Origin of the sequence: Buttiauxella izardii (assembly GCF_003601925.1) — a bacterium.
GTDB classification, from domain to species: Bacteria; Pseudomonadota; Gammaproteobacteria; order Enterobacterales; family Enterobacteriaceae; genus Buttiauxella; species Buttiauxella izardii.
In genome coordinates, this window is sequence record NZ_QZWH01000009.1 from 65,260 (window position 1) to 77,828 (window position 12,569).

8 protein-coding genes are annotated in these 12,569 nt (G+C 52.9%); 7 read left to right on the plus strand and 1 reads right to left on the minus strand.

Annotated elements, in window-relative coordinates:
- Nucleotides 1–398 precede the first annotated feature (398 nt).
- From D6029_RS06340 to D6029_RS06370, 7 genes are all read left to right on the plus strand, one after another.
- Nucleotides 399–2,567: a type I secretion system permease/ATPase gene (locus tag D6029_RS06340; protein ID WP_120063948.1), complete on the plus strand. Its 2,169-nt coding sequence runs from the start codon at nt 399–401 to the stop codon at nt 2,565–2,567.
- Nucleotides 2,564–3,955: a beta-barrel domain-containing protein gene (locus D6029_RS06345; RefSeq protein ID WP_120063949.1), complete on the plus strand. Its 1,392-nt coding sequence runs from the start codon at nt 2,564–2,566 to the stop codon at nt 3,953–3,955. The genes D6029_RS06340 and D6029_RS06345 overlap by 4 nt, the downstream gene beginning before the upstream one ends.
- Nucleotides 3,945–5,369: a TolC family protein gene (locus D6029_RS06350; protein ID WP_208642668.1), complete on the plus strand. Its 1,425-nt coding sequence runs from the start codon at nt 3,945–3,947 to the stop codon at nt 5,367–5,369. The genes D6029_RS06345 and D6029_RS06350 overlap by 11 nt, the downstream gene beginning before the upstream one ends.
- Before the next feature lie 77 nt (nt 5,370–5,446).
- Complete coding sequence (gene copA / locus D6029_RS06355) at nt 5,447–7,954, plus strand: copper-exporting P-type ATPase CopA (RefSeq protein ID WP_120063950.1); 2,508 nt, start codon at nt 5,447–5,449, stop codon at nt 7,952–7,954.
- Between the two features lie 99 nt (nt 7,955–8,053).
- A complete protein-coding gene (locus D6029_RS06360; protein ID WP_120063988.1) occupies nt 8,054–8,860 on the plus strand; it encodes a TraB/GumN family protein in 807 nt (268 codons plus the stop codon).
- 323 nt (nt 8,861–9,183) lie between these two features.
- Nucleotides 9,184–9,663, plus strand: coding sequence for a Cys-tRNA(Pro)/Cys-tRNA(Cys) deacylase YbaK (ybaK, locus tag D6029_RS06365; protein ID WP_120063951.1), 480 nt, complete (start codon nt 9,184–9,186; stop codon nt 9,661–9,663).
- A gap of 82 nt (nt 9,664–9,745) precedes the next feature.
- Nucleotides 9,746–10,633, plus strand: coding sequence for an AraC family transcriptional regulator (locus tag D6029_RS06370; protein WP_120063952.1), 888 nt, complete (start codon nt 9,746–9,748; stop codon nt 10,631–10,633).
- Between the two features lie 130 nt (nt 10,634–10,763).
- On the opposite strand, the gene ushA is transcribed toward D6029_RS06370, so the two are convergent.
- A complete protein-coding gene (gene ushA, locus D6029_RS06375; RefSeq protein WP_120063953.1) occupies nt 10,764–12,416 on the minus strand; it encodes a bifunctional UDP-sugar hydrolase/5'-nucleotidase UshA in 1,653 nt (550 codons plus the stop codon).
- Nucleotides 12,417–12,569 lie beyond the last annotated feature (153 nt).

A 12,569-nucleotide genomic window follows, 5' to 3' on the forward strand; every position in this document is an offset into this window, starting at 1 on the left:
AAATATTATCAATCACAATATTTATCGGCAGGTTTATTTTTAGCGCATTTTTCACTCTAATAGATTAAATATGGACATTTCAAAATAATTCCGAGGTTACAACTTTAAGTTGGATTTTACGATTATAAACATTAACGTACTTATTCTGATCAAATAATAAAAAGGTAATAATGAAAGGATGCATAACTGTTAAAGATAATAATAAAAAAAGAACGCACCTTCCCTTCAACTCTCACCTTAAATGTCCAATATTACCTATTTTTAATGAAGCGACGTATTTTGACAACCCTTAGCCCCCTGTGATATTTAATCGCGCAACTTCACTATATCCTTCTGTATAGCCCTCTTGTTATTGGCCTTGTTAATTAAAATGACTTATATGTTGTCGGCGGTATCTCATGGATAGCGGGTTTTTCTGTTTGCAGGTCATCGGCGCTTTTCACCAGGTCGTGGTCGACAAAATAAACCTCGAGCATCAACTCGCCGGTCATATGGAGATGTCCGCGAACGGGAAACTCGTGTTTAGCCAACGGGCTATATTACTGGCAGCGCACTCTCTGGGGCTGAAAACCAAAGTGGTTCGCCAGGATCCACGCCGCATGGATAAAGCCGCGTTACCGGCGGTGGCACAACATCTTGATGGGCGTTACTTTATTCTTGGAAAATACGACCCGGGAAGTAAGAATGATAATCACACCGTAAAACCGCGCCTGCTTATTCAGCATGAAAATAGACCTCCTGAGTTTATTAATGTTGATGAATTGGCCGAAATCTGGACGGGTGAGGTTATTTACTTCGCCAGCAAAGTCAATTTCAGCGGCACGCTCGCCAAATTTGATTTCACCTGGTTTATTCCGGCAATCATTAAGTACCGGCGTATTTTGGGTGAAATTATGCTCATCTCGCTGGTGCTACAACTCATTGGTTTAGTCACGCCGCTTTTCTTCCAGGTGGTGATGGATAAAGTGCTGGTTAACCATGCGATGAAAACGTTGCATGTGGTGGCGATTGGCCTGGTGGCAGCGAATATATTTGAAGCATTATTAAGCGGGATTCGCACTTGGGTATTTGCCCATACCAGCAGCAAGCTGGATGTGGAATTAGGCGCGCGCCTGTTCCGCCATATGCTCAATTTGCCGATTGCTTATTTCCAGAGCCGTCGCGTTGGGGATTCCGTTGCTCGCGTCCGTGAGCTGGAAAATATCCGCTCGTTTCTGACCGGTAATGCCATCACGGTAGTGCTCGATATTCTTTTCTCGTTCATCTTCCTGGCGGTGATGTTTAGCTACAGCGTAAAACTGACGCTGATCGTTATCGCTTCCATTCCGCTTTATATCTTTTTATCGGTGGTATTCACGCCGGTTTTGCGCCGCCGCCTGAATGAAAAATTCAATAAATCCGCCGAAAACCAGTCATTCCTGGTCGAAACCATCAGCAATATCGACACCGTAAAAGCGATGGCCGTTGAGCCACGGTGGGTGAAAAACTGGGATGACCAACTGGCGGGATATGTGACATCCGGGCTATCCGCGACCAATATTTCCACGATTACCAATGGCGCTATCACCTTGATTAGTAAGCTGGTGACCGCCGCAATTATGTGGATAGGTGCCAGTCTGGTGATTGATAACCAACTGACGGTCGGTGCATTAGTCGCGTTTAATATGCTTTCCGGCCAGGTTTCGCAGCCCATTTTACGCCTGGCGCAGCTGTGGAATGATTTCCAGCAGGTCGGTATTTCCATGAGTCGCCTTGGGGATATTTTAAATACGCATCCTGAGGTGGTTGACGAAAAATCACGTCTGCCGACATTGTCCGGGGCGATTGAATTTGACCAGGTTTCCTTCCGCTATCGCCCTGATGCGTCAGAAGTTCTGCGCACCGTGAGCCTGGCGATTAAGCCAGGTGAAGTGATTGGCATCGTCGGGCGTTCCGGTTCCGGGAAAAGCACGCTGACAAAACTGGTGCAGCGCCTTTATATCCCCGCTCGCGGGCGAGTGCTGTTGGACGGGCACGATTTGGCAGTGATCAACACCACTTCGCTCAGGCACCAAATCGGCGTGGTACTGCAAGAAAACAACCTGTTTAACCGCTCGATCCGCGCCAATATCGCGCTGACTAACCCGACGCTGCCGATAGAAGCGGTGATTGAAGCCGCGAAACTTGCCGGGGCACATGAGTTTATTTGTGAGTTACCAGAAGGTTACGACACGATGGTAGGCGAGCATGGCACCGGCTTGTCCGGCGGGCAGCGCCAGCGTATTGCTATCGCCCGCGCCTTAATCTCCAACCCGCGCATTTTGATTTTTGATGAAGCCACCAGCGCGCTGGATTATGAATCCGAGAAAATCATTCAGGATAATATGCGCCGCATCTGTGCGGGCAGAACGGTGATTATTATTGCGCACCGGTTGTCTGCGGTGCGCGAGGCCAATCGTATTGTGGTGATGGAGCGCGGGCAGATTGCCGAAGTGGGCCATCATGATGAACTCGTGCAAAACCCGGACGGCATCTACGCGCATTTATATCGCCTGCAACAAGGCACAGTCAAAGAGGCTCGCGTATGAATTTGCACTTTAGCGCCAGCCGCGAACTGTTGAAACGCTACCGTTCGCACTTTGCCTTCTTCTGGAAGCAGCGCCACGCCCTCACCCCACCGACACTGAAAGCTGACGAAGCGGAGTTTTTACCCGCCGCGCTGGCGTTGCAACTGGCCCCGGTTTCCCCCACCGCTCGCTGGACGGCGCGCCTGCTAATGGTGCTAATCGTTTTCCTGGTGCTGTGGTCGGTGTTCGGCAAAGTCGACATTATTGTCTCCGCCAGTGGCAAAATCATTCCAACGGCTCATGCCAAAACCATCGCCTCGGTAGAAACCGCGCGCGTTGAGCGAATATTTGTCAGCGACGGGCAAAAGGTACATGCCGGTGAACCATTGCTGGTACTCGATACGCAAATGATTGACCACGAAAAAATGCGTGCGCAAGTTGGTCTGGAAACTGCGGTATTGCAGGTCGCGCGTTCGCGCGCGCTGCTGGATTCGCTCGCCGCCAATAAATTTATCGCACTCGGCAATATCGACAACATCGCTCCTGAAAAGGTCGCCGATGCCCGCCTCCAGCTTGCCAGCCAGTGGCTGAATGTCGAAAGCCATCTGCAAGATTTGGACGGTGAAATTACCCGTTATAGCCAGCAACTGCCGCTGGTTCAGGAGCGGGCGCAGAACTATAAAGAGCTGGCTGCGAATCATGACGTTTCGGTCATTTCCTGGCAGGAAAAAGAACAAGAGATGATTGAGCTGACCGGCAAGCTCGCCGATGCCCGCCATCAGCGCGAGGCGTTTATTGCCGAAACCCGCAAGAAAACCGAAGACGATCTGAACGATGGGATGCGCCAGCAGGCCGAGGCGCATCAGGATGTGCAACGCGCTGCCGCCCATCAAACTCAGCTCCAGCTTTCCGCGCCAGTTGACGGCACCGTTCAACAGTTAACAGTGCATACGGTTGGCGGAGTGGTCAGCGCCGCCCAGCCTTTGATGGTGATCGTACCCGCGCAAAACCAGGTTGAGATAGAAGCCATCGTCGAAAACAAAGACATCGGATTTATTCATCAAGGCCAAAAGGCGGCGGTAAAAATCGAGGCGTTTGATTACACCCGCTACGGCATGATGCCGGGGGAAGTCACTTATGTTTCACGCGATGCGCTGAATGCCGGGACGAGCAACTCGCCCGAAAACACACCAACCAATAACAGCCAGAGCGCGCAAAAACCGCAGAATTCGCAATACGCAATCCACATCAAACTGGCACACAAAACTATGGACATTGATGGCAAGGCGTCTGCCCTCAGGCCGGGCATGAGCGCCAGTATTGAAATTAAAACCGGCAGCCGTCGGGTGATTGAATACTTCCTTTCGCCGCTGATTCAACACACACATGAGAGCCTGAATGAACGCTAGAAAGGTTTTCGTCACGTTTTGCCTGCTCGGATTGTGGGTGCAGCCAGCGGCAAGCGACATGCTGGACGACCCGCTACTGGCGCAGCCCGTGCAATTACAAGACGGCGCAACGCTGCCGGATGCCAGCCGTATCGACTGCGCCAGCGCGGTGGATTTTACTCAGCCGCTGGCGCTGACAGACGCGGTAGACACGGCACTGTGCAACAACCCGCAAATCCGCGCCACATGGGCGGAAATTAAAGTGCAAAGCGGCGTGGTCGGCGAAGCGAGAGCGGCGTATCTGCCAACGATTACCGGGTCGGTCAGCCGCCTTAAAGACACCACTACGTATTCTTCCGACTCGCACCAGCCCTCTTCGACGAACATCGGCAACCAGTTTTACGGCACGCTAAACTGGCGCTTATTCGATTTTGGCGGGCGCAGCGCAAACCGGGAAGCCGCAAACGAAATGCTGCTGGCGGCCATTGCCGGGCACGACGCAGCATTGCAAAAAACCATGGCGTCGGTGATTCAGTCCTGGTTTGAGGCGATGACCAGCCAGGCGGTGATGAATGCCCGTCAGCAAATTGCGCAGCTCGCACAGCAAACCTTAACGGTGGCTCAGCGCCGTGAAAGCAAAGGTGCCACCACGCAGGACGATACTCTGCAAGCCGCGACGGCGCTGGCAAAAGCGCAACTTAATGCAATGCACGCCGAAGGGGATTATCAAAAAAACCTCGCGCTGCTCAAGCAGGCGATGGGAATCAACCTCGCCACCGCCGTTCATTTACCCACGCAGCCTGAGCGGGTCAATCCTGCGGATATTCACGATCTAAATCAATGGCTGAAACAGGCGCAAAGCCGCCACCCGGCTATTTCGCAGGCACGGGCAAAATGGCAGGCCGACCAGGACAAGATTATTCAGGTACGTTCGGACGGCCTGCCCACGTTGGATATGACGGCGCATATTTCGCGCAATGGTTTTCCAAACCAGGGATTGTCGAGCATTAGCCAGACAGATAAAGATATCGGCCTGACCGTCTCTGTTCCGCTGTTCGATGGCTTTAGTCGCCACTATAAAATTGAGGAAGCCCGGGCGCAGGCTGAACAAAGTGCGGCGCAACTCGAAGACACCACGGCACATATTCTCACTGACGTTGTAAAAGCCTGGGCCGATGCGAAAACTGCGCTCGGTGTGCTGACCGTAAGCCAGCAATTACTGGATGCAGCCCAGGCCAGCGTTGACTCATCGCGACGCCGCTACGATAAAAATGTGGCGGATATTCTTGAGGTGTTAAACACACAATCCGCGTTGGCAGACGCCCAACAGCAGCGCATTCAGGCTATCGCCGAGTGGCAATCCGCACGATTAAGTTTGCTGGCGAATACCGGGATCTTAAGCCAACTCCCAGCCGCCGACGCATCGGCATTTTGAAAAATGACGGGTATCGCTTGACCTTCCCCTGAGGGGAAGGTTTACGCTTACCCTACTTTCAAAAAAGGAGTCTGAAAATGTCTCACGTTATCGATCTTAATCTTGATGGCCTGACCTGTGGTCACTGCGTTAAACGCGTAAAAGAAAGCCTGGAACAACGCCCGGACGTTGAACAGGCCGATGTCACGCAAACTCACGCCAGCGTTACCGGAACGGCGAGCGTTGAGGAGCTTATCAACACCGTGAAACAAGCCGGGTACGAAGCGACAGCGGCCAGCCACCCAAAGTCTGATCCGCTGACAGAGTCATCAATCCCGTCGGAAGCACTGACAGCGGCTAATACCTCGCTTCCGACAGCCGCCGAAGATGACGACGATAGCCAACAGTTGTTGATCAACGGCATGAGCTGTGCAAGTTGTGTGACCCGGGTGCAAAGTGCGTTGCAAAACGTGCCCGGTGTCAGCCTTGCGCGGGTGAATCTTGCCGAGCGCAGCGCCCTGATTATGGGGTCTGCCTCTGCCGAATCATTAGTTAAAGCGGTGGAAAGCGTCGGATATGGCGCGGAAGCCATCGAAGATGACGCGAAACGCCGCGAACGCCAGCAAGAAACCGCCAACGCCGCCGTTAAACGCTTCCGTTGGCAGGCAATTGTGGCGCTTGCCGTCGGTATTCCGGTCATGGTCTGGGGAATGTTCGGCGACAATATGATGGTCACCGACGATAACCGCTCGTTGTGGTTAGCCATCGGCCTGGTCACGCTAGGCGTGATGGTGTTTGCCGGTGGGCATTTCTACCGCAGCGCGTGGCGCAGTTTGCTGAACAAAACTGCCACTATGGATACGCTTGTCGCGCTCGGAACCGGGGCGGCGTGGATTTATTCCATCACCGTGAATATCTGGCCGCAGCACTTCCCGATGGAAGCGCGCCACCTTTATTACGAAGCCAGCGCCATGATTATCGGCCTGATAAATCTCGGGCATATGCTCGAGCAACGCGCTCGCCAACGCTCGTCTAAAGCGCTGGAACGCCTGCTGGATTTAACGCCGCCGACGGCGCGAGTCGTTACCGATGAAGGTGAAAAAACGCTGCCGCTGGCGGAAGTCACCGCCGGAATGATTTTGCGTTTAACCACTGGCGACCGCGTGCCGGTTGACGGGGAAATCACTCAGGGCGAAGCCTGGTTTGATGAAGCGATGCTGACGGGCGAACCGGTGCCACAGCAAAAATCTACCGATGAGCCGATTCACGCAGGCACCGTGGTGCAAGACGGCAGCGTGCTGTTCCGCGCTACCGCCACCGGCAACCACACCACGCTTTCACGCATTATCCGCATGGTGCGCCAGGCGCAAAGCAGCAAGCCCGAAATCGGCCAACTTGCCGATAAAATCTCGGCGGTGTTCGTGCCTGTCGTGGTGCTGATTGCCTTGTTTAGCGCCGCCATCTGGTACTTCTTCGGCCCGGCTCCGCAAATTGTTTATACGCTGGTGATTGCCACTACGGTGCTGATTATCGCCTGCCCTTGTGCGCTCGGACTGGCAACGCCAATGTCGATAATTTCCGGCGTGGGCCGTGCCGCTGAGTTTGGCGTGTTAGTGCGCGATGCCGATGCGCTGCAACGCGCCAGCACGCTGGACACTATCGTGTTCGATAAAACCGGCACATTGACGGAAGGCAAACCGCAAGTGGTGGCGGTCAGCACGGGTAACAACTGGTCTGAAGCCGATGCGCTAAGACTGGCTGGCGCACTGGAGCAAGGTTCAAGTCACCCGCTGGCGCGGGCGATTCTCGACAAAACCGACGGTGTCGAATTGCCGCAGGTGAATGCGTTCCGCACGTTGCGTGGGCTGGGTGTGAGTGGCGAAACCGAAGGGCGTCAGTTGTTGCTCGGTAATAAAGCGCTGCTGATTGAACAAAACATCGATACCACAGCCATGGACGCAGAAATTGAAGCGCAGGCAAGTCGTGGCGCAACGCCGGTTCTGTTAGCCGTCGATGGCAAACTGGTTGCGCTGTTTGCGATTCGTGACCCGCTGCGTGCCGATAGCGTTAGCGCGCTGCAACGCCTGCACCGTAACGGCTATCGCCTGGTAATGTTGACCGGCGATAACCCAACCACCGCCAATGCGATTGCGAAAGAAGCGGGCATCGATGAAGTGATTGCGGGCGTGTTGCCAGACGGCAAAGCCGAAGCGATTAAAAAGCTGCAACAGCAAGGCCGCCAGGTGGCGATGGTGGGTGATGGGATCAATGATGCGCCAGCGCTTGCACAGGCCGAAGTGGGGATTGCGATGGGTGGCGGCAGCGATGTGGCTATCGAAACCGCAGCCATCACGTTGATGCGCCATAGCCTGGTGGGTGTCGCCGATGCGCTGGCAATTTCCAAAGCCACGCTGCGCAACATGAAGCAGAACCTGGTCGGCGCGTTTATCTACAATACGCTGGGGATTCCGATTGCCGCCGGGATTTTGTATCCGCTGACCGGAACGTTGCTCAACCCGGTGGTGGCAGGGGCGGCAATGGCGCTTTCGTCGATTACCGTGGTCAGCAACGCCAACCGTTTGTTGCGTTTTAAACCGAAAGATTAAATGTCGGATGACGCTGCGCTTATCCACCGAAATCCCCGCTGCGATTTGCACCCGGCGCATCGCAGCGGTAGCATAACTTTTTTGCCAGGGAATCTGCCAATGGGTCTGCTATCGCGAATTACCGCATTGTTTTCAAGCCTTTCAAAACCCGACTATCCCTGGCCCGCTCTGGATATTGTTCTGCCCGGCAATCGCCATCTTCACCTGGTCGGCAGTATCCATATGGGGACGCGCGATATGGCGCCGCTTTCCGGAAAGCTCATCGACAAACTCCGGGAAGCCGACGCGCTGATTGTCGAAGCCGACATCACCCAGGGCGGCTCTCCATTCGCACAAATCGAAGAAGAAATCCCCCTCGAACAACGTTTGTCAGCCGAAGACTGGGCGCAAGTGGTGTCGTTAATCCAGGAACTGGATATCCCGCTCAGCCAGATTGATAACCAGCCCGCCTGGCAAATTGCGCTGGTGCTCCAGGCTCATCAGGCGCAGCGTCTGGGTTTACGAGCCGATTACGGAATAGATTTTCAGATGCTGGAAGCGGCAAAAGCGATGGCGATTCCGGTGATTGAGCTGGAAGGTGCGGAACATCAGATTGATATTTTGACTCGTTTGCCCAACGGCGGAATGCCGCTGTTAACCGATACGCTCACCCACTGGCACACCAATGCGCGATTGCTGCAAATGATGATTAGCTGGTGGCTGGAATCCCCGCCGCAGAGCAAAAATGTGGCATTGCCTAATACTTTTGGCGATGAGTTATACGATGTACTTATGCATCAACGGAATCTTGAGTGGCAGCGTTTCTTGCAGCAGTTACCCGCCGGGCGCTACGTTATTGCCGTCGGCGCGCTGCATCTTTACGGGAAGGGGAATTTGCCTGACTTGTTGAAAAATATCCCCAAATAATTCGAGTTGCATCGCGGCGGCAAGAGAAAGAGTCCCTGGGAGCTTACATAAGTAAGTGACCTGGGCGACTGAACGCAGCCAACAAAGAGGCAGCTTGAAGTATGACGGGGAGATAAAAAAACGGCCAATATCGCTATTGGCCCGTCAAAGAGGAATTTACTATTTTTGTAGTTATTCTGGTCGAATTAACAACCAGATGAAGAATTGTCGCTCAATGTGACCATTAACGCTATCACTATTAAGTGACATTATAGTAATTCACACAGTTATCACGCAGCTTAATAATTTGTGCGCTTTTCAGACAAAAGCACTAAGAAGGTAACATGACACCCGCAGTAAAACTTCTTGAAAAAAACCGCATTCAATTTCAATTACATGCCTATGAGCACGATCCAAACGAAACCAACTTCGGCGATGAAGTGGTGCGCAAGCTCGGCCTTAATGCAGAGCAGGTGTATAAAACGCTGCTCGTGGCGATTAACGGTGATATGAAACATCTGGCCGTCGCCGTCACGCCGGTTTCCGGGCAGCTCGACCTGAAAAAAGTTGCCAAAGCGTTGGGCGCGAAGAAAGTGGATATGGCTGACCCGATGGTGGCGCAACGCATTACAGGTTATCTGGTTGGCGGTATCAGCCCGCTGGGGCAGAAGAAGCTGTTGCCAACGGTTATCGACGCACCCGCGCAGGAATTCCCGTCGATTTACGTGTCAGGCGGTAAACGTGGGCTGGATATCGAACTTGCCGCATTGGATCTGGCAAAAATACTGAATGCTACTTTTGCTGAAATAGCCCGCCGCGACTGATCGTTATTTCCTCCCAAAAGAGCAATCTCAGTCAGGACGGAAAAGAGAGTCACTGGCAAAGTAAGCGCTTGAGGGAGGAATAATGAATAGCGAAAGACAACAACTTTACACCCGACGTTTTGAGCAAGTATTTGCCTATATCGAACAGCATCTTGATAGCCCGTTGACCGTCGAGCAACTCAGCGAAGTAGCCTGTTTTTCGCGTTTTCATTTTCATCGGCAATTCAGCCAATTCTGTGGGATCAGCATTAGCCGTTACATCAAGTTAATGCGCCTCAAACGGGCCTCTTTCCGCCTGGTGAGCAACCCGCAGGAAAGAATGATTAATATTGCCCTGGATGCTGGATTTGAAAATCCTGAATCATTTTCCCGCGCCTTCAAAAATACCTTCGGCCTGACCCCCGGCGAGTTTCGCAAAGCTCCTGTCTGGGTTGACTGGCATGTGCATTTTCAATTTCCCGGACGGGAAAATCAGCAGAGGTTAGAAAATATGGACGTGAAAATTATTACTGTCGAACCGATGGACGTGGCGGTGCTGGAACACCTTGGCGACCCGATGCTCGTTAATAATACGGTCGCAAACTTTATTGAGTGGCGCAAAGCATCCGGGCTTTCGGACTACACCACGCAAGGCACTTACGGCGTGCCTTACAGCGACCCCGCCACTACGCCGGGTGAAGAGTTTCGCTTTGATGTATGTGGTGAGTTGAGCCTGGTTGCGAAGGGTGTGGTGCCTCAAAATCCGCAGGGCGTGATCGGGAAAACGCTACCCGGCGGGCGTTGCGCGGTAGTTCGGCATGTTGGCGCTTATGAGCGAATCAGCGACAGCGTTTACTATCTTTATCGCCAATGGTTGCCGCAAAGTGGTGAAGAACTACGCGATTTCCCGGTGTATTTCCGCTATCTGGAACTGGATAAAAACCACCCGGAACATGCGCAGCAAACGGATATTTTGTTGCCTTTGAAGTAGGACGCCCTCACCCCGGCCCTCTCCCCAAGGAGAGGGAGAAAGACTCGCCCCGTCTGGCTTTAGTGAGAGGGAGAAAGACGGACGATCCCCTCTCCCGTGGGAGAGGGTTAGGGTGAGGGCCAGGGAAAACTTACTTCCAGCTCACCTCGCCTTTCGGCTCGAAAGCATTCACATCGAGCGGAGAATTCTTCTCGATGTACTGTTTCAGCACTTCAGCATCCACAAAACCGGTATTCACATAACCCGGTTTTTTATCGATTGCCGGATAACCATCACCGCCGGAGGCGTTAAAGTTTAACGTCGCCATACGGTAGGTTTTCGCAGGATCAATTGGCTCGCCTTTAATTTTCAAATCTTGCAGACCCGCAGCGGTTGCCACAAAGCTGACATTCGAGAATTGAGGATAAGCACCCGAATCAGGTTTCTTCTGTGCGACCGCACTGAGATATTCCGTCGCTTCTTTGCCGGTCATATCGGTATAAACCACCGTATTACCAAACGGTTGAACCTTCAGCACATCTTTATAGGTGATGTCGCCCGCTTCAATCGAATCGCGAATACCACCGCCGCTCATTACTGCAAAATCAGCACCGGTGCGATCCATTTGTGCCGCCAACAGCAAGCGCGCCAGGTTGGTTTGCACGAAGCGAACTTTGCTGCGATCCCCTTCCATGTGGCCGTTTACGCTACCCACTTTCACATTCAGCTGCGCCTGGCCTTTGTTCTGGAATGGTGTCAACAGGGAAAGCATTTGCTGGTTTTCCGGGATTTGTGGGGTGTAAAGCACGCGCTCACTTTCACCGTTATCGTAGGTGATTTTCTTTTTCAGATTGATTGGGATCAGCTGGTAATGCACCAGTTTCATCTCGCCGTTACGGAATTCGAAATCCGCACGACCCACGTATTTGCCCCACTCATGCGCCTGAACAATCCAGATGCCATTTTGCTGGTCCGGGGCACATGGCGTACCCGGCACGTAATCGACCTGCTTTTTGTTTTCCGCCGCCATACAGACCGGGTTTTGCGAATGGCCGCCGACAATCATGGTCAGCGCACCCGCAGGCAGGCTGCGAGCCATTTCGACGTCGCCAGGCGCGTTAGAGCCGTGGTCGCCGTTATCGTAGTGGCCCATATGCGTTGCGGCGATCAGCACGTCCGGTTTTTCAGTGGATTGCAGCTCCTGAATCACCAGTTTGGCTTCGTCAGCCGGTTTGCGGAATTCGATATCGGTGAAATTTTCCGGGTTGCCGATTTTCGCCGTGTCATCCGTGGTTAAACCAATAACCGCGATTTTAATGCCCTGCGGCTTGAAGATGGCCCATGGTTTAAACAGACGCTCGCCGGTGCTTTTCTGGTAAATGTTGGCTGAAAGCAGGGGGAATTTTGCCCATTTTTCTTGCTGGCGTAATACCGTCAGCGGCTTGTCGAATTCGTGGTTACCGATAGCCATCGCATCATAGCCAATCAAGTTCATGCCACGGAAATCAGGTTCGGCATCCTGCAAGTCGGATTCAGGAACGCCAGTGTTAATATCACCGCCCGACAGCAACAGCACGCTGCCGCCCTTTTCCGCGACCTCTTTGCGAATGCTATCCACCAGCGTTTTTTGTGCCGCAAGGCCGTATTCGGCGTGTTCATTGCGCCAGAAGTGCCCGTGGTGATCGTTGGTGTGCAAAATGGTGATGTTATAAGTTTTATCTTTTTCCCAGGCCAGTGCAGATGCGCTGGTTAAACTGACTGCCATGAGCAGTGCGGTGGTCACCCCTTTCACTACGAACTTCATCGCAAATCTCCATATTCAATAATTGCTTACGCACCAATAACAGAAGCCTACTAGCATAGACAAATAACTTTTCACTCTTGTGACTTTCTTCAGAACTTTCCAGAAGGTATGTTAGCTGAGTAATGATTTCCTACGGTTCCATCAGTGAACTGG